Raw genomic sequence first — 23380 nt, forward strand, 5'->3', positions numbered from 1 at the left:
CGTATTTCAGTGGTGTTGGTGTGGCTACTTTGATACTCAAAGGACACCTGATTACTGGTTGCACTGACGATATTTTTATCAGGCAGTACGCCGCGATAAAGGTATCGCGACAGGTACTTGAGTGCAGGCAGCCCTTTACCTACATGTTGGCAATCTACCACCCACTTTTTGGGGATTGAGGTTGGTATCTTGATGTTGAGCTTATCGGTTAGTTGCGTTAGCAATCTTGCTCGCCACACTTTGGCCAGGTTAAAGGCGTTAAACAGGTATTTACCCTTGTGTTTTTTCCACTGTTTTTTCGCTTTATCGAAGCTACCCGCAGGGATAATGAAATGGATGTGAGGATGAAAGTCACGCCTTCGGTTATGGGTATGCAGCACGCCCGTAAAACCAATCTCACCACCGATTTGCTTTGAGTTTTTAGCGAAGTCTTTGAGCACGCTGGCGGCCACTGAGAACATGGCTTGATACATCATTTCAGGTTGGTGTTTAGTGACGCTTCGTAGTTCATAAGGCAAGGTGAACGTCACCATGTAATATTCTACGGGCAGGAGTTTAGCTTGCTGTTTGTTGAGCCACTCTGTCGTGGTGTTGTGCTGGCATTGAGGGCAACTGCGATGACCACATGACAGCGGGAAATCAGCAGTATGAGTGCAGCTGCGGCATGCCCACTGGCTGGTTCGCTCAGTATTGCTGCGACAATTAAGCATGGCGAAAATAGCTTGGCGCATGGATGATGTTATTTGACCATCATAAGCCTGATTAAAGGCATCGAGGTGGTCGCGTAAAAGTTCAATGAACTTCATAGGTTACACTCCCACTTGAGCACCAAATTATCAGTCAGTTGGTTAACGGACAGAGCAGTGTTTTTTCGAGTGATAGAGGTGAGGCGGGTATAACGGGCGGTGGTATTAAGGCTGTTGTGACCGAGCAAAGTTTGCACTGAGCGCAAATCTAACCCTTGTTCTAACAAATGAGTGGCGTAGCTGTGACGCAGGTTATGTGGGCTGATGGACTTATGAATATTGCACTCACGGATAACCCGTTTTAAAGCTTTCTGAATGCCGCCTTTATCTATCAATGAATCAGGCTGGCTATCTTTACCAGGAAAAATCAGCTGTGGGTGGCGATGAGTTTGCCAGTAATATCGCAGCGCTAATAAGGTACGTTGTGGCAGCGGAACTAACCTGTCCTTACCGCCTTTAGCGTTACGAATGTGCACTTGCATCATCTGTGAATCGACATCACCAACCTGCAGTGAAATAGCCTCACCGAGGCGCAACCCCATACTGTATAAGGCGAGAAAACACACTTGATATCGCAGCTTATGGGTAAGGCTAATGACGATAGAAACTTCAGCAGGGGTAAGAATATCAGGCAGTCTTTGGACTTGTGGTGGCTTAACAATATTAAGCCACTCCCAGTGTTGATTAAGCACATGTCGATAGAAAAACTGTAGCCCATTACGGTCGAGTTTCACGGTGCTCCACGAGTGTGAATCAATCAAACTGGCAAAGTAGCGCTTCAGGTCATTAGTTGAAAGGTTATCAGGACAAGCGTCGAAATACGCACTAATGCGCCTAACGGCGCGGCTGTAGGCATCGATGGTCGCAGGCCGCTTGCCTTGCAGTGTTAAGTTGGTAAGATGTTGTTCATAAAGAAAATCAAAGCGTTGTTGCTCGTGAGTGTTCATCGTAATACTCCTAGATAACTGCCAAGGTAGGCAGGGTCTAGTAAGTATTTAGGATGGGAGAATAAAGGTGAGCTTTTATCTTTTCTGCCGCAGAGCGGCTTCGTTCAACAACCCAATCCAGCAGTAAACAATAGTTGGTTTTTTCTCCTTCCTCGCTTATTTAAATCAACTATTTTTTACCTGTTAATTAGGCGTAATAAGTATAGGGTAATCAAGTGATTGAACGAAAGCGCGGTATTTATAATGGACGTAATAAGTCGTCTGCATACAAAGATCTAGTATGGACTGTAGCTACGTCATCAGATACCTCTTTAGATATCAAAGGCCAAACTAGATTAGCCTTAGATACAATTCAAGATAATCTTGTTGAGCTTGGTAGAGATAAAACTCGAATAGTATCTGCTCAAGTCTTTATTACAGATATGAACTCTAAGCAGGCGATGGACTCTGTATGGTGTGATTGGTTTGGTGATAATCCTCAAGATTGGCCGCAAAGAGCCTGCTTGGGTGTAGATCTTGAAGGTGATGTGTTAATTGAAATTACCGTTACCGCAGTCCGCTAAAGTACAGCTAGCAAGGCATATAAATAAACGCATTCAGGGATTGAGATTCTTTTACAGTGTAGATTATTGATTGGTGTTGTTTACGTGCCGAAATCACCAGGATAAAACATCATTCCTTCGATGTTTAGAATAAGTAGCCCATAAGTGTTATCGTCAAAGCCCACCTGAGCGACATCTTAGGCAATGATAGATTCATGCTAGATTTATGATACTGAAAAGGACTTTTAAGCTATGGGCTATTCTTCAATTACAAATACTTCTTCAGTAATAAAAATTCCTTTTGTGATAAAAATAAGCGCTATATTACTTAGTTTGTTTTTCTATACAGCCACAGTTTGGGCGACTCAAATACAACAAAACTTACCACTTGTTGAGTCAGAAGATGGTCAACTCCATTTGGATGTGATGATTCAGGCTTTGTCAGGTCGGATGATTATAGATACAGGCTCTTCAAGCTCTGTTTTAGACCGTAGGTATTTATCCAGTATTGATGATTATACTTCTTTGGATGTTGAAAAAGGCTATGGCTTTGGGTCTGAGCAAGCGATGATGGTCAGTGAGAAAATACAGCTATCAGGCTTTACCGTATCAGGGTATGAACTCTCTCGCGTTAATTTAAATACTCATAATTTGTCGGGTATTAATCGAAAGTATTTAGGCTTGTTGGGTTTTGACCTGCTGCAATTAATCGCTAAAGGGCTGCAATTTTCTGAGCTACAAACTCAATTATTGGCCCAATATACCCTTGATGAAACCAAGAATAACCTCAGCTTATTTTCATCAGGTTTTGGCATACCTTACGTTGTGGTTAATATTAACGAGCAGGAAGTGGGACTCATTTTAGATACAGGCTCACAATATTCGATAATTAATCGTAAGAATGCTGTCGCCTTATCTATTTCTTCTGAACTTATTCCTAATGCCTATGGCCAAGATATTAATGGCAAACAGATCCCCATTAGCATGAGTGACTCTATCGCGGTCTCTAATGGTAAGGCTTCACTATTTGAAAACCGCTTTATTGTTACTGACCTCGATTCGGTCATTATTAACGATAGCTTTAATCACCAGGTCATCGGGATTATCGGGCTCAATCAATTAAAATCATTAAATACTAAAATAGGTTTTGAATCTAATACGGTGACTTTTCAATAGGCGGGGCTTGTTACAAAACATCGGTATTTGGGCTGAGGAAGTATCATTTAGCCAAGTGTCATGTGGCCAAGTGCTATGCGGCTATGTAGCTATGTACTGCAACCCGTACTGTAATCATTGCTACAACCAGTGTTGTTGCGATTAGCCCAACATGGGCTAGTTACTTCGTTAACTCAGAAACACCGCTATAGCTGCGCTCAGCCTTAAGCAAGATATCTTGATATAAGTTGGTTTGTTTTAATTGCGAAATAGCCTCATTAACCAGAATAGCCGTTTCTGGATCGTGACAAGCAATATAGCGCGGGGCTTGGCCGAATAATTTGACCTTGGTGACTTCAACAGGTGATTTAATTTGGCTGTCAATTTGGCTGCGATAATAATCAAAAATTCGTTCTTCAAGAATAATAGCTTGAATACGTTCACGAAACAGCATTAACACTTGGTTTTTTTGATTAGCAACTTCAATATAATTGCTATGTGTTTTTGCTATTTCTAAAAATTCTTGGCCTAGATACTGACTCGCATTTTGAAAACCAACCAAGGAGACGTTTTTAAGATCTTGTACCGAATCGATGGCTAATTGGTTTTTACTCAGATAAAACACGCTATTTTGATAATCAATTAAGCTCTGGGTTAAAAATAGCCCTTCGCTATTAGCGGGGGAGTTGATTATACAATCGATTTTTTTGGTTTTAACCAATCGTAAAGCGCGCAGGTTAGAGGCAAAAGTGACTTGGCCTAATTTTACATGGCTTGTTGCTAACGCAGCTTGTAATAATTCGTATTGCAGCCCACGTTGCTCGTCAACAAAGAAGAAAGGTTTGATACTGCTGCTGGTGGTAAAATTGACTACTTTATCGTGGGAAGCTGAAACTGGCTTTTCGATGAGTAGAAAAATCAAGCAGATAGAGAAGCTGAATGGCATCAATTTACTTTTTGAATACTTGTAATATTTAATATGCTTCAACCTAGAAATCCTTTTAAAGTTGTCACTCAGCGTCCAGCTAATTGGATTACTCTTTCACACAAGGCAATAGAAATATTGAATACAAAGTAAGGCAGAGTAACTGATATTTTAGTTTAGCCTACGGATAACCTAGCTTCTATACCTCTTTATTGGGAGCGAACCGTTTTTTGATTGTTCTAGAAAATATAAAGCGCAGTAGTGATTTTGAGAGATGCTTAAATTAAGCGCTTGAAATGTAATCCTTTAATTTTAATGACTGATTAGGGCTATTAACTTTATCGAAGCCAATAAAAAAGCTTAACGCATTCACGTTAAGCTTTTAAGTATTCATTTTGTGGCACTAATAAAGTTGCCAGCAAAATAAGCTAATCAGGACCAATTAGTCAGAAAAAGTGCTCCAAATTGGCGCATGATCAGATGGTTTTTCTATACCACGTAAATCGTAATCTACATCTGATTCAGTCAGACGTGGTAATAATGACTTAGTGACCATAACGACATCAATACGCAGGCCGCGGTTATCGACAAAGCCTTTACTGCGGTAATCAAACCACGAGTAACGTTCAGTGCGCTCTGGGTGCAGTTCACGGAAGCTATCGACTAAGCCCCAGTCTTTTAACCGCTGCAACCATTCACGTTCTTCAGGTTGGAAGCTACATTTACCGGTTTTAAGCCAGCGTTTGGCGTTGACTTCACCAATGCCAATATCTAAATCAACAGGCGAGATATTAATGTCACCTATAATGGCGATGTCTTCATCTGGTGTGTGGTTGTCAGCAAGGTGCTGCATTAAGTCTTGATAAAACTTACGCTTGGCAGGGTACTTAGTTTCATGAGTGATATTTTCACCTTGTGGGAAATAACCATTCATGACGGTAATTACACGGCCATTATTTTGCTTGAATTTACCCATGATCATCCGGCGCTGCGCATCTTCTGCATCATCTTTAAAACCTTTGATAATTTCAATAGGCTCAGCTTTTGACAGCATAGCCACACCGTAGTGAGCCTTGCCGCCATGATAATGCACGTGGTAACCCATAGCTTCAACGTCTGCTACTGGAAATGCTTCGTCGTGAACCTTGGTTTCTTGTAGGCCGATGACGTCAGGTTGATGGCTATCGATTAACGCTTGTAATTGATGCAAGCGAGCGCGAATACCATTGATGTTAAATGAGACAATTTTCATTAGACAAGTACTCGCTTGAATGGCTTAACAATTACGTGAGCATATACGCCAGCTTCAATGTACGGGTCAACATCAGCCCATGCTTGCGCTGCAGCTAATGAATCAAATTCAGCAACCACTAAAGAGCCAGTAAAACCCGCTTCAGCAGGGTTTTCACTATCAATCGCAGGATGTGGGCCTGCGACTAATAAACGACCTTCAGCGGCAAGTGCTTCAAGTCGAGCAATATGTGCAGGACGGGCACTCATGCGCTTTTCTAAGCTGTTTTCAACATCTTGTGACGAAATCATGTACCACATAGATAGGTTCCTTGAATTATTTTATTTGTTCCGATTCATCATGTTCCATATGTTTATACAGGTACATAACGGTAATAACAGTATTGACTAAGGTAAGAGCTGTTAAGCCAAACACTTTAAAGTTCACCCAGGTTTCTAATGGCAAGCTAAAGGCAACATAAATGTTAGCAATACCACATGCAACAAAGAAAGTGACCCAGTACCAAGTGACATGAGCCCATATCTTGTCAGGGCATTTCATTTCTTTGCCCAACATGCTTTTAAGAATAGGTTTGTTGATTAACTGACTTACTAGTAATGCGATAGCAAAGAAGGCGTAAACAATAGTGACTTTCCATTTGATGAAGGCATCATCGTGGAAGACCAAAGTTAACGTACCGAAAAATGACACCATAGCAAAAGTGATCAAATGCATCTTTTCGACTTGCTTATATAAGATGTAAGTGACAATTAACTGCAATGCAGTGGCCGCAATAAGTGCGCCAGTGGCAGTGTAGATATCATAAAATTTGTAGATGGCAAAAAAGATTACCAAAGGGAGAAAATCAAGCAGTTGTTTCATTAGAAGCTATAGCCTAAAGGTGAGTTTAGCAGTCCATTTGCTAATAGGAATGATTGCGCCAAATTGTACCAGCAACGGTCAGTGATATGAAGGTGATCAGCTTGAGATAAGATGAACTATGCTTAATGGCGGCTCATCTACCAACAGTGCAATGCGACAAATAGAATAAGCGATATTCTATATGGAATATTAGGTAATGGTATTATTCTTGTAAATTCTATTGTAGAGCAATATACATGACTCAAAACATTATAAAGCTGGCTCCACTAGCCCTTTTATTTTCATTACCTGTAAATGCGAGCGGTTTATTTTTACAAGAAGCTGTTTACGCAAACCAAGGTACTGCTGGTGCGGGTGATGGTGTTTATACTGAATCAGCTGCTGCGATGTGGGTCAATCCCGCCATTATGTCGTTTATGGGGGAGAATAAAACCACTGTAAATGGCCTAGCGTTTGATTTGGGAGTCGATTTTTATGATGTTGATGGCGTTTCTGGTGGTGGTAGCAATAACTATCTTGGTTCGGTAGCAGCCTTTCATGTTGTTCAATTAACGGATGATCTGCATTTTGGCGTAGGCCTTGGTACAGCAGGTGGTTCTGGCTTAGATTACAGTGCTAACTGGGCTGGGCAGTTACAATTAGAAGACATTAACCTTCTGACTCTGCAAGTCAATCCAGCCTTAAGTTATCGCATTAATGACCAATGGTCGGTAGGTGCGGGATTGCAAATAAACTACGCAGTACTTGACGGTAGGATGGCTAATACTGAAATTGAAAGCGCCTCTGACTGGACCATGGGCTATAACGCTGGCGTTGTTTATCAACCTAGCGAACAGTTAATGGTAGGCCTTAGTTATCGCTCAAAACTTGAGCATGATTTTCAAGGTAACCTCAATTCAGATATCCGCCTAGATAACCTGCAGCTGACAGATTTTTCAATGGACAGTAGCTTAGTTGCCCTGGTTGATTTGAGTGCTAGCTATCAAGTCACACCGCAGTTAGCGTTATTGACCACCATTCAGTGGCATCAATGGAGTGATTGGGATAGCAGCCCAATTACATTTAATGGTTCATTGTTGGGACAAGACCACAGCTTTGATCTATCACAAGACCGAGATTGGGATGATGTTTGGCATTATGGCGTAGGTTTAGATTATGCGATTAATAAAGATTGGAATCTAAAACTCGGTTTCTCTTATGAAACATCACCGCAAGATGATCCATATTTACAAACCCCTGATATCCCCGTGGGTGTGCAAAAGCGCTACTCTGTTGGTGTGAGTACTCATATTGGCGATAGTAAGTTAGATGTTTTTTATGAGTATGCTGATTTAGGAAATGTTGAAATTCGTCAAGATGGGCTTATACCGGGTGTTGACCCAACAGGTAATCTATTGAATGGCTACTTTGATTCAAGCATTCACTTTGTTGGTGTTGCAGTAACGTTTTAATACGTCAGCCACTGCAATGATATAAATTTTATCCATATAAACATTCATCTGGATTAGATTTAAATTAGTACTTAACAAAAATGCCGCTCATTTTAAATGAGCGGCATTGTTACTATTAAGCCTAATAAGATGATTTAAATGCGTATTATGCTTTTTGAGTCGCAGCTTTCATATTACGGGTAAACTCGCCTAATTCACTTAACAAAGCTTTTTCGTCGTCTTTGTTTCGCTCGATAATTTTCACCACCGCAGAACCAGAAATAGCACCTGCAGCACCAGCGTTAATGGCTTCGCTTACTTGCTTAGGCTCAGCAATACCGAAACCTAATAACGGCGGCGGGGCATTAAACTCAGCCAGTTTGGCAAGCACTTCACCAATTGGCGCACCCGCTTTTGATTCTGTGCCAGTTACACCCGCACGAGATAGCAAATAGGTATAACCTTGGCCATGTTCACTGACCATTTTGATGGTGTCAGTATCAGCATTTGGCGGCGCAATAAAAATCGGCGCAACCCCATGTTTATGGGCGGCTTCACTAAATGGAGCCGACTCTTCAACAGGCACATCAGCAATCAGTACTGAATCAACGCCAGCTTGTTTGGCTTTTGCATAGAACTCATCAATACCATTAGCGAAAACCAAGTTAGCGTATAGCAATAAGCCAATGGGTGTATCAGGATATAACTCACGTACTTTTGTTAGTAGCGAGAAACAATCAGCCACAGTGGTGCCTGAATCTAATGCACGTAAATTCGCGCCTTGGATAACAGGGCCATCAGCAAGCGGGTCTGAAAATGGAAAGCCAAGTTCCAGGGCATCAGCGCCATTGTCCACTAAGGTTTTAATGATTTTTAACGAGATCCCAACCGTTGGGTCGCCAAGGGTCACGAACGGCACAAATGCACCTTGCTGTTTTTGAGCCAATTGGTCAAAAGCTGCTTGATAACGATTAGTCATGATAAGTCCTTATTTCGCAGCTTCAGCAGAAGCTTTTTGTTCTAAAATGTCAGATACCGTGAAGATATCTTTATCGCCACGACCTGATAAGTTGACCACTAAAATGGTTTCTTTAGTCGCTTCTTTTGCTAATCGAACCGCGTAGGCAATCGCGTGTGCTGATTCTAGCGCTGGGATAATCCCTTCAGTGCGCGCAAGCAGCTGGAAACACTCTAAAGCTTCATCATCGGTTGCAGACTCGTAACGTGCGCGGCCTGTGGCATTTAAGTGTGCATGTTGTGGCCCAACAGATGGAAAATCTAGGCCCGCAGATACTGAATATGACTCTTCAATTTGGCCGTCACTGTCTTGCATTAGTGGCGCTTTCATACCAAAGAAAATACCCGTTTTACCATGTTTAAGTGGTGCGCCGTGCATTGGGGTATCAATGCCTTTACCTGCAGGTTCAACACCAATTAATTCAACGTCTTTTTCATCGATAAAGTCAGCGAACATGCCAATAGCATTTGAGCCACCACCAACACAGGCGATAACTGCATCAGGTAAACGACCTTCTTTTTCAAGAATTTGCTTTTTGGTTTCTTCACCAATCATGCGCTGGAATTCACGCACAATCGTTGGGAATGGATGCGGCCCCGCTGCAGTGCCAAGTAAATAATGCGCTTTGTCATAACTTGCAGACCAGTCACGCATGGCTTCGTTACAAGCATCTTTAAGGGTTGCTGAACCCGATGTCACAGAGATAACCTCTGCGCCCATTAGTTTCATTCTGAATACGTTTGGTGATTGACGTTCAACATCTTTTGCGCCCATGTAAACCTTACATTTAAGGTCTAATAATGCACAAGCTAATGCCGTTGCTACGCCGTGTTGACCTGCGCCTGTTTCAGCAATGATTTCTTTTTTACCCATACGTTTTGCTAATAGCGCCTGACCTAACACTTGGTTAGTTTTGTGCGCGCCGCCATGGAGTAAATCTTCACGTTTAAGATAGATTTTAACCATAGGGTTAGGGCTTAAGTTACGGGTTAAGGTTAATGCGGTAGGGCGACCTGCATAGTTCTTTAGTAAATCGGTAAATTCTTTTTGAAAGGCTTCATCTTCTTGGGCTTCAACAAACGCAGTTTCTAATTGCTTTAATGCTGGCACAAGGATTTGTGGAACATACATGCCGCCATATTCGCCGAAATAAGGGTCAAGCTTAAGCTTTGTCATTGGATCTTTCCTTATCAATATTGTCTGAAATACCCATGTTGGCTATTTCTTAATTCTGTATAAAAGTCTGGGTTTAATAATGGGTAATGTACTAATTCTTTCTGATTGCAGTAAAAGCTTGAGCAACCTTTTGCGCATCTTTTATGCCGGGCTGTGACTCAACTCCTGAGTTAAGATCTAAGCCATAAAAACCTTGTTGGTTGGCATCAAATGCGTTTTCAGGTGTTAGCCCACCTGCAAGCATGCTGTTTTCTCGTTCTGCAGCTGTTATTGCAGAAGCATCGAGTAACGCTTGCCAGTTAAAGCTCTCACCTGTGCCGCCAAATCCGGTGCTATTTTTACTGTCGAATAAGTAACGATCGCAGCCTTGTGGTTTATCACCGACACAGTTTGTGCCGCTATCAACGCTGACCGCTTTCCAAATTTGGCAATCAAGGTTAGCGTCAGTGAGTAATTGTTTTAACACGCTAATATCTTCACTGGTTTCGCTGCCGTGCAATTGCACTACAGACAAACCGACCGCTTTTACGGTTGCAACAATGTCAGCATTGGACTTGTTGACGAATACGCCGACAAAGTTCAAAGCAAGGTTATTTTGTTTGCTTTTATTAACCAATTCAGCCGCTTGCTCAACACTCACGTTACGTGGTGATTTTGGGTGGAAGATTAATCCACCAAATACAGCACCTGCTTCAGCGACAGCGTTAATATCTTCAATGCGGGTTAAGCCACACACTTTGTTATTGCCAAAAATCAGCTGACGACAAGCCAAGTCTATATCGTCTTGCGCCATGATAGAGCTACCCACTAAATAACCATCAACCAGAGGATTTAAACGCTTAACCTGCTGGTTATTATAGATGCCAGATTCACTGATAATCACTCGGTCAGTGGGAATTTGCGGCGCTAAAGCTTCTGTGGTGGCTAAATCGGTACTTAAGTCACGTAAGTTGCGGTTGTTAATACCCACAATGCGCGCATTAAGATCAATCGCGCGTTCAAGTTCTTCTTGGTTACTGACTTCGGTTAGCGCATCTAAATTGTATTTAGCGGCTTCGGTAGCCAACAACTTATATTGATCATCATCGAGTACTGAAAGCATTAACAATACGGCATCTGCGCCTTGGTGAGCGGCCAGTTTGATTTGGTATGGGTCAACAAAGAAGTCTTTACATAAGATTGGCTGACTAACACGTGCACGCACTAATGGAATGTAATCAATATCACCCTGAAAGAACTGCTCGTCGGTTAATACCGATATGCCCGATGCGTATTTACCGTAGATATCAGCAATCGCTTCAACATCAAATACCGGGCGGATTAACCCTTTTGATGGACTGGCTTTTTTACATTCAAAAATGTAACCGGCATTGGGGGCTTTGAGGGCATCAAATAAACTGCGGTCAGATATTTTAGGTTGTAAGCTCGCTTCTGGGTAACGCAATTTAAGCGAGGCAATATGAGCCACTTTGGTATCAACAATTTTGGTTAATACGTTCGATTCTTTAGCTGTATTATTGGTGACAGTTGCCATTATTTTGCATCCTCTTGTTGGCTTGCATCAGCCAATTTAGTCAACACGTCAAAAGCTTTACCACTGTTGATAGTATCTAGAGCCAGTTTTGTCCCTTGCTGAACTGTGTCACACACACCGCTAACATAAAGGGCGCAACCTGCGTTAATGGCAACAGCATCGCGATGGGCAGGCTTGCCTTCGCCTTTTAAAATAGCTTGGGTGATAAGGGCATTATCACTTGGTTCACCGCCTTCAAGGGCTGAAATGTCAGCAGGCTCTACCCCTAACTCTTGCGGGGTTAATTTATAAAAGCGAATGTTGCCGTCGTTAAGCTCTGCCACTTGGGTTTCGCCGTGTAGGGCGACTTCGTCAAGTCCGCTGCCGTAAACCACCATGGCGCGTTTAACACCTAATGCGTTTAACACATTAACGATAGGCGCAATCAGCTTTGGCGAATACACACCTAGTAGCATAGCTTCAGGTTTTGCTGGGTTAATCAGCGGGCCTAAGATATTAAAAATGGTGCGGGTTTTAAGTGCTTGTCTTACAGGTACTGCGTGGCGAACGCCGGCATGATAATGCGGCGCGAATAAAAAGCATAATCCAAAGTCTTCAATGCATTGGCTGGCAGCTTCTGGGCTCATATCAAGAGCAATACCACAATGGGATAATACATCAGATGCGCCTGATTTACTGGATACGCCGCGGTTACCGTGTTTAGCCACTTTTGCGCCTGCAGCAGCGGCAACAAAAGATGCAGTGGTTGAGATATTAATGGTGTTATGACCATCGCCGCCAGTACCGACAATATCTACCACACCAGTGGCTAAGGATTGTGGGCTGCGTGGAAAAGGCTTAGCAGCTTGACGAAGCGCATCCGCAGCGCCTGTGATTTCCTCAATGGTTTCGCCGCGCATTTTTAGCGCAACTAACATACCTGCCATCGCCACAGGATCCATTTCGCCTGCAACAATCGCGCTAAATAATGTGGCGCTTTGAGCTCGGGTGAGCGCATTACCTTGATAAAGAGAGTCTAATAGAGGTTGTAATTGAGACATTATAATGCGCCTTTATTTGATTCAGATTGAGTTAGGTAGGTCAGTGTTTGCGTTAATAGCGTGCTACCTAAAGTAGTTAAAATGGATTCTGGATGAAACTGGAATCCTACCGCTTTATCTTGCGGATGAATTACCGCCATTGGCATATCTTCAGTAGTAGCAATAACCTCTAAACAGTCAGGTACACGAGTAGCCACTAGGCTGTGGTAACGGGCAACTGGTAGCGGAGAAGGTAAGTTAGCAAAAACGCCTTCGCCATTATGAATCGTGGGGCTGGCTTTGCCATGAACCACAAAAGGAGCGCGTTCTACTTTACCGCCGTAATACTCAACCATAGCTTGATGGCCTAAACAAATGCCCAGCATAGGCACTTTACCTGCCACTTTGCTTATTAATTCCATCATGCAGCCCGCTTCGTGGGGGGCTCCTGGGCCTGGTGATAATACTAATGCGGCTTGGCCTGATTCTTCGATAAGTTTTTCAGCTAAATATTCTGCACTCACATCATTACGGTAAATGAGTACTTCAAAGCCTAAACTGCGGAATTGATCCACAAGGTTATAGGTGAATGAGTCAAAGTTATCTAATAAATACAGTTTCATATTATTGGTGCTCTGAGAAGTCGTCATTACAATCCACCTCCCATTTTGATGGCAGATATCACTGCTTGGGCTTTTTGGCGAGTTTCATCCGCTTCGGCTTGCGGATCTGAATCAAATACCACACCTGCGCCAGCTTGAATAAAGGCAACATCATTTTTAACGAAAGCAGAGCGGATAACGATACAGGTATCCATATCACCTAAACCGTTAAGGTAACCTACTGCGCCGCCGTAACTGCCGCGCCTTACTTGTTCCGCTTGTCTGACTAATTGTGACGCTCGCACTTTGGGTGCGCCGACTAAGGTGCCCATATTCATACAAGCTTGGTAGGCATGGAGCGCATCTAAATCATCACGTAATTGTCCTGTCACGCGACTAACTAAATGCATCACGTGAGAATAACGGTCAACTTTTAATAACTCAGCCACTTTACGACTGCCACTTTGGCTAATGCGGGCAATATCATTACGGGCCAAATCAACCAGCATTAAATGCTCTGAAAGCTCTTTTTTATCTAGACGCAGTTCAAGTTCGATACGACTGTCTAAATCAAAATCAATGTCGCCATCAGCAGTCTTACCACGCTTGCGGGTACCTGCAATAGGATAAACCTCAACTTGATTGCTGGCAGCGTCGTATTTCAATGCACTTTCTGGTGAAGCGCCAAATAAGGTGAAATCTGGGCCGCGAAAGTAAAACATGTAAGGACTTGGATTAGTTAAACGCAGTGCTCTATAAGCACCGAGTGTATTTGGGCAAGGTAAGCTAAAGCTTCTTGAAGGCACAACTTGGAAAATATCACCGGCGACAATGTGCTCTTTTAAATCAACCACGGTTTGTTTAAACGTGGCATCACTAATATTAACTTGGGTTTCAGCGTCAACCGGCACAAGGTCCGCAACGGGGGCCAATGTTTGGCATTGTTGTTTCACTTTTGCTGCGTGCTTTGCCAGCGTATCTGCTAATAGTGGGTCTTGAGAGAATTGGTGAGTGATGATTTCAGCATCTTGCTGCTGGTGGTCAATCAAAATTAAGGTTTCAGCGAGATAAAATAGATAGTCTGGGCAATCGTTATCAGCATTAGGCACAGCTGGTAGCGGCTCTACAGTATCGATTAAGTCATAGGCTAACACGCCGCCTAAAAACAAATCTTCAAACGCATCTTGCTGATCTGTCTGAATGTGCTGGATCAGCATTCTTAAACCATCTAATGGCGAGGTCGACTTTAAACGAGCATCTTCATCTTGTAACTCGCAGGCTTTAGCTAAGGTAATAATTAATTCATTATCTTGCTGTTGCTGCTGACTCGATTTAAAGAACTCACTGATAGGAGAAAGTAAGCTTGCGCCATTATCTGTTAATGCTGCGAATGTGAGTTGATACCCATCACATCGTACCATCATGGCTGCATGGGTGAGCACGATGCTTTTTAAATGATCTTTGGTGTCAATTTCAGCTGACTCAAGCAACATAGTATGCGGCGCATTCGCGGTAACATGCTGATAAAGGCTCAATGGATCAGCGTGATACGCTAATGATTGTTTTTGCGTGATTACATGGGCGAACTGATGTTCCATAATGCTTATTGCGCCTCTCTAATATGTTGATTTTTCATACTAAGGTCTCTATTTCTGATTCGGTTTGCGTTAGTTGTTTCGAAGAGTGCAAGCCGTAAATAGCAAGAAAGCCCACATCTCTGCGGGCTTTCTAGTAAAATCTTGTGTTATTTAAATAACCACAACGCTTCACACCACCCGTTAATTTGGGAAGTGCCACCACCAATTGATGTTACGTGCGTTAAAGTTAGTCATTTAAATTAAATCTCTTGAGTTTAGGTCTTATATCTAAAAGGTTAGCAAAATGCGTTTGGCTAACGTATGCCTTATAGAAGACCTTAGCTGGCCTTTAAAGTCAATTGAATATTTCTCAAATTTGGCATTTTTTTACCCACGATGGTAAAAGCTGCATCAATTTGCTGAAAATGTAGCAAATAATCGAGACTGGTTAAGCATTTCAACAAAGATTAAAGTACAATAACGTTATGATAACAGACACTCTCTTGGCCGATCTACATAGCCATACGACCGCATCTGACGGCGTACTCACTCCATCTGAACTTGTTGAACGCGCGATTATAAAGGGCGTTGAAATGTTAGCGATAACCGATCACGACACTGTCGCCGGTTTAGCTGAAGCACATGAATTTAATCGCCAACACGCAACCCCATTGAAACTTATTGATGGTGTAGAAATATCTACTCGCTGGAACAATTTCGATATTCATATTGTGGGGCTAAATATGGATAAACAAGACCCAATTTTGCTCAATTTTCTGACTCGCCAGCGTGAGCTTCGAGAAGAACGTGCCCAAGAAATTGGTATACGCCTTGAAAAAGCGGGAATTGAAGGCGCTTACGAAGGTGCAAAACATTATGCTGATGGCGCAGCAATCAGTCGCGGACATTACGCGCGCTGGTTAGCTGAAAATGGCTACGCGAAAGATATGCCCAGTGTTTTTAAGCGCTATTTAGCTCGCGGTAAAACCGGTTATGTTCCCAATAATTGGGCTGACATGGCCAATGCTATTGAGATTATTCATCAATCTGGCGGCATTTCTGTTTTAGCACACCCTAGTGGCTACAAGTTGTCAGCGAAATGGCTTAAGCGTTTAGTGCGTGAATACAAAGAAGCAGGCGGCGATGCGATGGAAGTCGTATTAGGCCAACAAAGCATTGATGATCGCGCTAACTTAGTCGCTTTAAGCCATATGAACAACCTGATGGGTTCAATCGGCAGTGATTTTCACTTTCCGAGTAATTGGATTGAGTTAGGTAAAAATTTATTCCAACCTGCTGGTATTCAGTGGGTTTGGCAATCAGAATCTTGGACGGAGCGCACATGAGCCAATTCTTCTACATACATGATGAAAACCCGCAGGCAAGATTAATAAGCCAGGCGGTAAACATATTAAAACAAGGTGGGGTTATTGTTTACCCGACTGACTCAGGTTACGCACTGGGCTGCATGATTGGCGAAAAAGATGCCATGACGCGCATGGCACGCATTCGTAAAATCGATAACGACAATAACTTCTCTTTAATGTGTCGTGATTTATCTGAGCTTGCGAACTTTGCCCGCGTAGATAACCAAGCTTATCGTTTACTTAAAAGCTGCACCCCTGGCCCTTACACGTTTATTTTTAAGGCCAGTAAAGAAGTGCCGCGCAGATTACAGTGCGATAAAAAGAAAACCATTGGTATTCGTGTGCCTGATAACCTGATTGCTTTAGCACTATTAGAAGCATTAGAAGCGCCGATTATGTCCACCAGTTTGGTGATGCCAGACGAAGAGTTTGCAGAATCTGATCCTGAGCATATCCGCGATATACTAGAGCACAGTGTTGATGCGATTATTCACGGTGGTTACCTTGCTGAAAACCAAACGACAGTGATTGATATGTCTGATGGGGACATGGTTATTGTGCGTGAAGGCGCTGGTGATATCAGCTCATTTGAATAAGGCTTCTGATCAAATTACTGGGCATTTATTGAAGCTGTATAACTTTTGACCTGCAAGTTTGTGGGATAGTTGTTTCAACCCTAAGCAATAGTGCGTATAATCGCGCGTTCGGTAATTTCTAGCTATAATTTTGACGTAGTAGCCAGAGGAAAGGGTAAAGCGCTTTGGCATTCAATGGGTGTTAATGCTTGTTTTAACCTTTTGATATTCAGTCATTAATTTAAGGAATGAACAAATGCAGGGTATACAAAAAAGTTTACCCCTCGCGGTTGTTCGCGGCGAAGCAATTGATGCAATGCCGACGGATTTGTTTATTCCACCTGAAGCGCTTGAAGTGTTTTTAGAGACATTTGAAGGGCCGTTGGATTTATTATTATATTTAATTCGTAAGCAAAAACTTGATGTTGTTGACTTGCCGATTGAGAAAATTACCACTCAATATTTAGTTTATATTGATATTTTAACTGAAGCACGTATTGAGCTAGCTGCAGATTATTTAGTCATGGCAGCGACACTTGCGGAAATTAAGTCTCGGCTATTGTTACCGAAAATAGTCACCGCAGACGAAGAGGAAGAAGATCCTCGCGTCGTACTCATTCGTCAGTTAAAAGCCTATGAAGTGATCAAGCAGGCAGCGGCCGATATAGACACTTTGCCAAGATTAGAGCGAGATGTTTATTTAGCACAGGCTAAAGCTGCGCCGAATATTAAGCCTGTGATCATGCCACCTGAAGTATCATTAGTTGATATCGCTCAGGCGTTTTCTGAGGTGTTAAAACGAATTGATGCTAACGAACATCATCATGTAAAACGTGAATTGTTATCAACTCGCGAACGTATGAGTCAGATCTTAGCCAAACTATCGACAGAACATTTTATTCCTTTTACTGACTTATTTGATGTGAGTGAAGGCAAAGCTGGTGTGGTAGTAAGCTTTTTAGCCTTGATGGAGTTAGTCAAAGAGCTGTTAGTCGATTTGGTTCAAAATGAGCCGTTAGCACCGATTTATGTCAAAGCGTTTTAATTCGCTTTCACAAGATACGAGAAAGGACATCATGCAAATAAATGACATTCAATTAAAGCAATTAATCGAAGCCAGTCTATTTGTAATGGGAAAACCGCTCAGTATCAAAATGATAAAAGATACCGTATTAGTTAAGTTTGATGTCTCACGGGTAAGAATTAAAGCTTGCTTGGATGAGTTGCAACAAGATTATCAAGAGCGAGGGGTACAACTGGTTGAAGTGGCCAGCGGTTATCGCTTTCAAACCCAAGAGCTGTTAAGTGAATTCTTACAACCTTTGTGGCAAGAAAAATCCCCTAAATATTCACGGGCGACGTTAGAAACCCTAGCGGTGATTGCATATCAGCAACCAGTAACGCGCGGTGATATTGAACATGTAAGAGGTGTGGCCGTCAGCAGCCACATAATAAAGAGTTTAGCTGATAGACATTGGGTAAAAACAGTAGGTCATAAAGAAGTGCCAGGGCGACCTGCACTCTATGCAACTACCACAGAGTTTTTATCCTATTTTGGCTTGAAAGCGTTAGCGGATTTACCGTCGCTGACGGATGAAGAGTCATTGCAGGCACTATTTGAGAAAGTTTCAATGGTGCCACAACAAACAGAAGAGTCGAACTAGATGAGCGAAAAATTGCAGAAAGTCTTGGCCCGTGCAGGCCATGGCTCCCGTCGTGAGATGGAGGCATGGATTGCTGCAGGCCGTATTAGTGTAGACGGAGAAATTGCCAGTTTAGGTGATCGCGTTGAAGCAGATGCCAAAATCCGCATTGATGGCCGTGCCATCGTGATCAAAACTGAAGAAGACATCATTTGTCGTGTATTGGCTTACCACAAGCCAGAGGGCGAAATTTGTAGTCGAAAAGATCCTGAAGGAAGAACTACCGTATTCGAACGTTTACCAAAAATTCGAGATTCACGTTGGGTAGCGGTAGGTCGTTTGGATATTAATACTTCAGGTTTATTACTATTTACATCAGACGGTGAGCTTGCAAACCGTTTAATGCACCCGTCAAATGAAGTTGATCGTGAATATGCGGTTCGTACATTTGGTGATGTATCAGAAGCAGCTGTGCAACGTCTGCGTAAAGGCGTGACCTTAGAAGATGGCCCTGCTAACTTTGATAGCATTAAACCTGCGGGTGGCGAAGGCCTGAATAAGTGGTGGCATGTGACACTTAAAGAAGGACGTAACCGTGAGGTTCGTCGTTTATGGGAGTCGCAAGAAGTACAAGTCAGCCGTCTTATCCGTGTTCGTTACGGCATGGTTGAGTTACCTAAAGCATTGCCTCGTGGTGGTTGGACTGAGCTTGATATGGAGCAAGTAAACTACTTGCGTCAATTAGCTGGTTTAGAGCCAGAAACACGTACATTACTGGGTACAGATAAACACAGCGTTGCACGTGCTCAAGTTAAAGGCGCTAAAATTCGCCGCGCAGTACGTAAGCATAAAACTGCCGCTGCACGTCCTAAAACGACACGTCAACGCAGCTAAGTCCACATTGTTATATACAGTGTTAGTCATACAGTGATGACAATCGTCAGTTAAATAAAGGTCGCCTAGTGCGACCTTTTTTATTGCCCGTCATTTAGTGGGAATTACACATTTATCAGTGAGTTTCTTGAAACTGAGTATATCGCTAACTATATTTAATTTGATGATATTTTCATCACTTGCGTGTACTTACAGATAAGGGAGTATTTAATGAATAAGTTAATCGTCATATTGGTAGCTTGTCTTTTATATGGCTGTGCGTCAGCCCCAACATGGAAAGGGATGTCAGAGAGAGATATCGCTGAGTGGAAGGCTATTGGTTTCGATGCAGCTCAAGCACAAACTTGGAGTAAGAAAGGTTTTAACGCTGAGCAGTCTCAGCAGTGGAGTAAAGCTAGCTTTGATGTTGAGTCGGCTATGGATTGGTCTAAAGAGAAGTTTAACCCTGAAGAAGCGGCAACATGGAAACAAGCAGGTTTTAAATTAGATGATGCCATTGATGATCGTGCTAAAGGCCTTACGCCAGTTAAAATGGATAAATAGGTGTATTTTTCAGCATTAGGACCCAAATTGATGCTCAAATAGCCAAATGAACAAATTTATTCAATTTCTACTTTACAGCAGCGAGGGAGATAGCTATTATCTCGCTCGTTCGGAGAGATGGCAGAGTGGTCGAATGCACCGGTCTTGAAAACCGGCATGGGTTTGTAGCCCATCTAGGGTTCAAATCCCTATCTCTCCGCCATATTTATCGAAAGAGCCCGTTATTGAAAAATAGCGGGCTTTTTTGTGTCTGAATTTTGGAACATTGCAAATTGGTTTGTAGCGCAATCCATTTAGGGTTCAAATCCCTATCTCTCCGCCATATTTAAAGAAGCCCGTTACTGCAAAGTAACGGGCTTTTTGCTATCTAGATATTAATATATAAAACAACATAGGTTTGTAGTTCATCAATGTATGCTTCCTCTTTCAAAAATACGCTATCTCTTCGACATATTTAGAAAGTCAGCTAACTTATTAGCGGGCTTTTTGCTTTGTGGAATTGAGCTTCCAAGCTCCGTTGATGGGAAAGTTTGTTTACTATTTTGACAAAAATAAAGTCAACACTTTAAAAGTTAATGTCAGGGTTATTGTTCAATATAAATACACATGCGCATTTTTACGGCTGGTATATTGATGTTTTTTTGAGTAATGTAATTAAATTCAATTATTTAGTGTTACATATTTTCACAGGCCTGAAGTGATAAATGCACATGGCATTATACAGCTGTTGAACTAAGCCGCTGCGCGGAGCCAAATGAGGACTTAATCGAGTATATTATCCTCATTGAATTAACTAGAATTAAAAAGATGTGATGGAACACAACAATGATAAGGAAATTTCAATGAAAAAAGTACATACCAAGCCATACAATCAATTCAAAACAGCTCTACAGCCCAGAGCCAGTATCAAAAAAAGCAAATTTCTTTAGCATAAAGCATACCAAATTAACCTAGACTGGCATCGGCCAAGTCCAACAAGCGATTTATGCCCTGCAAACAGCGCAACGCATAAATACTAAAACGTTAGGTGCAAGGTCGATATGAAATATTCTCCGATAAATATTAAAAATAAACTTTCGAAATTTGATGAGTTATGGTCTCCAAGAGTCATTGCTGAAATGAATGATTATCAATTTAAATTAGCTAAAGGTGAGGGCGAGTTTGTATGGCATTCGCACGACGATACCGACGAAGTTTTTATTGTTATTGATGGCACTTTAGAAATTGAATTTAGAGATGGTAAAGTTCTTCTTACAAACGGTGAAATGTTCGTAATACCAAAAGGTGTTGAGCATAAACCATTTGCTAAAGGACTTTGTCAGGTTTTACTTGTTGAGCCCCAAGGTGTCACAAACACTGGAGAGGCAGGTGGCGAGTTAACTGCTGATAACGACATCTGGATTTAATTAAAGCTAACAAGTTGTTTAAATTGCAAAGGAAAGTCATGCGTATAATCCTAGGTTTTATTTTAGTTTTTCTAACCCAATCAGTGTCAGCAATAGTAGTACGACATGATGTTAATGGTGAAAAGTACCTTGCTTCTCCTGATGACTTTGAACCATTAGCGACATTTTATGTTGATGGCGCTCATGGGACATTGATTAAACCTAAATGGATTGTAACCGCCGCGCATGCAACATTTTGTGTAAACTCTGATAGTTATATCGCTTTAAACAATGGTCTACATAAAGTTGAACGGATATTCGTGCACAAGCATTACAAGCCAGGTAAAAGTCACGATATCGCATTAGTAAAATTAGTTAACCCCGTTAAAGAAATTGAACCTGCAACTATTTACGAATATTCAGATGAGGTTGGAAAGTCAACTTGGTTTATAGGTGTTGGTGGAACAGGCAACGGATTAACAGGGCAAACAATAGATAATTACGAAAATGCTGGGGTTCTAAGAAAAGCTGAAAATAAAGTCATCTTTACTAATGGACCACTTTTAAAGTTTAAATTTGATCGTGACAATTCAGCTTTACCTTTGGAAGGAGTGTCTGGTGGAGGTGATAGCGGCGGGCCAGCTTATATCAAAACTTCCAATACAAATTATTTGTTGGGCATTAGCTCAAGAGTTGAAGGTGGAGGAATAGGCAAGTACGGAGTTACAGAAGTATATTCTAGAGTCTCTTTCTTTAAGTCTTGGATTGAAGGTATTATGAACGAAGATGAAGTTACTCAACTTCAATTGGCTTTGCCTAAACTAAATGAACTTCCAACTGGTCTCACTGAGGAAATTTTACCGGAAATATGTGCAGACATTGGATTAACGCCAAATGCTCTTTAACAAGCTGCTAAATTTAGATTCATCAAGGCTGTCATGCCATCTGCTGAGCAAATAGCCTGCCAGCACATGGTTCACTTATTAACTGGGCGTAAGCTGCATACAACCTGAGACATCAGATGAAAAAACGACTTCTCTTACTTACATTAATTCCTTGCATCTCTTTTGCTGGGTCTTTTGCACAAATGCTTACGGGCTTTGAAAGTAACTCCGAAGAAAAGGTAGATGCTGTAAAACCGAACTTTATAGTTCAATCGATCAGACGGGGAACTGATGATGGAAACTTTGCATCTACTTCTGATGCAGGCCTTGTAACTCTCCAGTTAACTAGCCTGCCTGAAAACCCACAAGGTTATACCTTCGAAATCGTAGAGGGTAAGTTTGAAGATCAATTGTTTACTGGAGAACCTGTTACTCCAGCTAAAAATGTAAGAGATAAACGTGAATTCACATTTATCTGGCTAGACGGCAGTAGCCAAGAGCAAGAGCCATTTAATGTTAAAGTAAAAATCACGGGTATTTCAGATTCCGGTTCCGAAAGCGAACCGCAGTATCTAGTTCTATCCCACCCAGGTGTTAAAAAATCTTGGTGGAAAATCTGGTAGCAGCTATAAAAAATTATAAGGCCACCCATTCTTAATGCTGTCAGGCTCACGCTATTTTCTTCAGCGTCCTCAATTCAAATGGAGTCTTTTAAATGTAAGTTCTACTAGCTTTGGCTCTTTAAACTATCACCAATGCAGTCAAATCGAAGAGACAATAAACCCAGTGTAGATACGTTCAAGACCTTCGAAAACATGGATGTTTTCGCAGAGCCCACTGGGATTTGTTTACGGCGTGTCTTGGATGTATCTGCACAAAAGGTCACTCTTTCACATCCATGTGATCGCGACATTCAGTTCATCCTGAACATTCCTGCGGCAGGCAGTGGATTAGATTGAAGTAATGGTCTGCTGTAACTGAGCGAATATAAATGAAGTATAGAATTGGTGGCCTTAAACATTTTTGTCCCGTTGAGAGTTACACCCGATAAGCAGTACAGATAAGTAAGATACTTTTGCTAATCAATAAGTGACTGCTGCTGATTGCTTCTGATAAGGCAGCAATTTCAATGCTCATTTTGCAAATGTTTGTGCTCGTTTATCCAATACCACTCTGGTAGAGTGCTTATAAATCAATAGCTTTACTTTAGTAAGGCTTAAATAATCGGTTTATTAAATGTGCATGCGCATTTTGCCAAATAAACGCGCATGCGCACTATACAAATGTTCTTGACCTGCGGTAGAC

25 protein-coding genes and 1 tRNA gene are annotated in these 23380 nt (G+C 41.9%); 14 read left to right on the plus strand and 12 right to left on the minus strand.

Translation table 11 applies throughout. From position 1 onward, the window contains the following. Both AB4153_RS20610 and AB4153_RS20615 read right to left on the minus strand, forming a co-directional pair. Positions 1–806 (minus strand): transposase (locus tag AB4153_RS20610; protein ID WP_371998522.1); only part of this gene is annotated, 806 nt, incomplete at its 3' end. Continuing rightward, entirely contained in the window at positions 803–1693 is an 891-nt protein-coding gene (locus AB4153_RS20615) for a tyrosine-type recombinase/integrase (RefSeq protein ID WP_371998523.1), read from the minus strand. The genes AB4153_RS20610 and AB4153_RS20615, both read right to left, overlap by 4 nt. A gap of 215 nt (positions 1694–1908) precedes the next feature. Between AB4153_RS20615 and AB4153_RS20620 the strand changes: the two genes are divergently transcribed. Together AB4153_RS20620 and AB4153_RS20625 are read left to right on the plus strand one after the other, a co-directional pair. Next, on the plus strand, positions 1909–2256 hold the full coding sequence (locus AB4153_RS20620; RefSeq protein WP_371998524.1) for a RidA family protein: 348 nt from the start codon (positions 1909–1911) through the stop codon (positions 2254–2256). A 231-nt stretch (positions 2257–2487) separates the two neighbouring features. Further along, complete coding sequence (locus AB4153_RS20625; RefSeq protein WP_371998525.1) at positions 2488–3411, plus strand: aspartyl protease family protein; 924 nt, start codon at positions 2488–2490, stop codon at positions 3409–3411. A 160-nt stretch (positions 3412–3571) separates the two neighbouring features. Here AB4153_RS20625 and AB4153_RS20630 read toward each other — a convergent pair whose 3' ends face one another. The 4 genes from AB4153_RS20630 to AB4153_RS20645 all read right to left on the minus strand — a co-directional run bounded on the left by AB4153_RS20630 (position 3572) and on the right by AB4153_RS20645 (position 6428). Further along, a complete protein-coding gene (locus tag AB4153_RS20630) occupies positions 3572–4378 on the minus strand; it encodes a substrate-binding periplasmic protein (protein WP_371998526.1) in 807 nt (268 codons plus the stop codon). Positions 4379–4757: 379 nt separating this feature from the next. Then, positions 4758–5567, minus strand: a complete 810-nt coding sequence (xthA, locus tag AB4153_RS20635) for an exodeoxyribonuclease III (RefSeq protein ID WP_371998527.1) — start codon at positions 5565–5567, stop codon at positions 4758–4760. Beyond that, positions 5567–5866: a YciI family protein gene (locus AB4153_RS20640; RefSeq protein WP_229372562.1), complete on the minus strand. Its 300-nt coding sequence runs from the start codon at positions 5864–5866 to the stop codon at positions 5567–5569. The genes xthA and AB4153_RS20640 overlap by 1 nt, the downstream gene beginning before the upstream one ends. Before the next feature lie 16 nt (positions 5867–5882). Further along, entirely contained in the window at positions 5883–6428 is a 546-nt protein-coding gene (locus tag AB4153_RS20645) for a septation protein A (protein WP_102527150.1), read from the minus strand. 236 nt (positions 6429–6664) lie between these two features. Between AB4153_RS20645 and AB4153_RS20650 the strand changes: the two genes are divergently transcribed. Then, complete coding sequence (locus tag AB4153_RS20650; RefSeq protein WP_102527149.1) at positions 6665–7879, plus strand: OmpP1/FadL family transporter; 1215 nt, start codon at positions 6665–6667, stop codon at positions 7877–7879. Between the two features lie 145 nt (positions 7880–8024). On the opposite strand, the gene trpA is transcribed toward AB4153_RS20650, so the two are convergent. From trpA to AB4153_RS20680, 6 genes are all read right to left on the minus strand, one after another. Beyond that, positions 8025–8837: a tryptophan synthase subunit alpha gene (gene trpA / locus AB4153_RS20655; protein ID WP_248956019.1), complete on the minus strand. Its 813-nt coding sequence runs from the start codon at positions 8835–8837 to the stop codon at positions 8025–8027. A 9-nt stretch (positions 8838–8846) separates the two neighbouring features. After that, complete coding sequence (gene trpB, locus AB4153_RS20660) at positions 8847–10052, minus strand: tryptophan synthase subunit beta (protein WP_371998528.1); 1206 nt, start codon at positions 10050–10052, stop codon at positions 8847–8849. A gap of 91 nt (positions 10053–10143) precedes the next feature. Next, positions 10144–11586 (minus strand): bifunctional indole-3-glycerol-phosphate synthase TrpC/phosphoribosylanthranilate isomerase TrpF, encoded by a 1443-nt coding sequence (gene trpCF, locus AB4153_RS20665; protein WP_371998529.1) that lies wholly within the window; start codon positions 11584–11586, stop codon positions 10144–10146. Beyond that, complete coding sequence (gene trpD / locus AB4153_RS20670) at positions 11586–12626, minus strand: anthranilate phosphoribosyltransferase (protein WP_371998530.1); 1041 nt, start codon at positions 12624–12626, stop codon at positions 11586–11588. The genes trpCF and trpD overlap by 1 nt, the downstream gene beginning before the upstream one ends. Next, positions 12626–13228: an aminodeoxychorismate/anthranilate synthase component II gene (locus AB4153_RS20675; RefSeq protein ID WP_229372572.1), complete on the minus strand. Its 603-nt coding sequence runs from the start codon at positions 13226–13228 to the stop codon at positions 12626–12628. The genes trpD and AB4153_RS20675 overlap by 1 nt, the downstream gene beginning before the upstream one ends. A 26-nt stretch (positions 13229–13254) precedes the next feature. Beyond that, a complete protein-coding gene (locus AB4153_RS20680; RefSeq protein WP_371998531.1) occupies positions 13255–14805 on the minus strand; it encodes an anthranilate synthase component 1 in 1551 nt (516 codons plus the stop codon). A gap of 464 nt (positions 14806–15269) precedes the next feature. Here AB4153_RS20680 and rnm point away from each other — a divergent pair, with 464 nt between their 5' ends. The 11 genes from rnm to AB4153_RS20735 all read left to right on the plus strand — a co-directional run bounded on the left by rnm (position 15270) and on the right by AB4153_RS20735 (position 23034). Beyond that, entirely contained in the window at positions 15270–16130 is an 861-nt protein-coding gene (gene rnm, locus AB4153_RS20685) for an RNase RNM (RefSeq protein WP_371998532.1), read from the plus strand. Continuing rightward, on the plus strand, positions 16127–16747 hold the full coding sequence (locus AB4153_RS20690) for an L-threonylcarbamoyladenylate synthase (RefSeq protein WP_102527142.1): 621 nt from the start codon (positions 16127–16129) through the stop codon (positions 16745–16747). Before rnm ends, AB4153_RS20690 begins: the two co-directional genes overlap by 4 nt. A 235-nt stretch (positions 16748–16982) precedes the next feature. Continuing rightward, positions 16983–17771, plus strand: coding sequence for a ScpA family protein (locus AB4153_RS20695; protein ID WP_371998533.1), 789 nt, complete (start codon positions 16983–16985; stop codon positions 17769–17771). A gap of 31 nt (positions 17772–17802) precedes the next feature. Next, complete coding sequence (gene scpB / locus AB4153_RS20700; protein WP_102527184.1) at positions 17803–18390, plus strand: SMC-Scp complex subunit ScpB; 588 nt, start codon at positions 17803–17805, stop codon at positions 18388–18390. Then, positions 18391–19263 (plus strand): 23S rRNA pseudouridine(2605) synthase RluB, encoded by an 873-nt coding sequence (rluB, locus tag AB4153_RS20705; RefSeq protein ID WP_102527140.1) that lies wholly within the window; start codon positions 18391–18393, stop codon positions 19261–19263. A gap of 210 nt (positions 19264–19473) precedes the next feature. Beyond that, positions 19474–19806 carry a hypothetical protein gene (locus AB4153_RS20710; RefSeq protein ID WP_102527139.1) on the plus strand — a complete coding sequence of 111 codons (333 nt, stop codon included), beginning with the start codon at positions 19474–19476 and terminating at the stop codon, positions 19804–19806. A 111-nt stretch (positions 19807–19917) separates the two neighbouring features. Further along, positions 19918–20008 (plus strand) — tRNA-Ser (locus AB4153_RS20715). Between the two features lie 838 nt (positions 20009–20846). Continuing rightward, entirely contained in the window at positions 20847–21212 is a 366-nt protein-coding gene (locus AB4153_RS20720) for a cupin domain-containing protein (RefSeq protein ID WP_303517492.1), read from the plus strand. Positions 21213–21250: 38 nt separating this feature from the next. After that, a complete protein-coding gene (locus AB4153_RS20725) occupies positions 21251–22096 on the plus strand; it encodes a trypsin-like serine protease (RefSeq protein WP_303517491.1) in 846 nt (281 codons plus the stop codon). Positions 22097–22212: 116 nt separating this feature from the next. Beyond that, positions 22213–22698 carry a hypothetical protein gene (locus AB4153_RS20730; RefSeq protein WP_303517489.1) on the plus strand — a complete coding sequence of 162 codons (486 nt, stop codon included), beginning with the start codon at positions 22213–22215 and terminating at the stop codon, positions 22696–22698. A gap of 132 nt (positions 22699–22830) precedes the next feature. After that, positions 22831–23034, plus strand: a complete 204-nt coding sequence (locus tag AB4153_RS20735; protein WP_371998534.1) for a hypothetical protein — start codon at positions 22831–22833, stop codon at positions 23032–23034. Positions 23035–23380: the final 346 nt, after the last annotated feature.

This window comes from Shewanella sp. 10N.286.52.E4 (genome assembly GCF_041468785.1).
GTDB classification, from domain to species: Bacteria; Pseudomonadota; Gammaproteobacteria; order Enterobacterales; family Shewanellaceae; genus Shewanella; species Shewanella electrodiphila.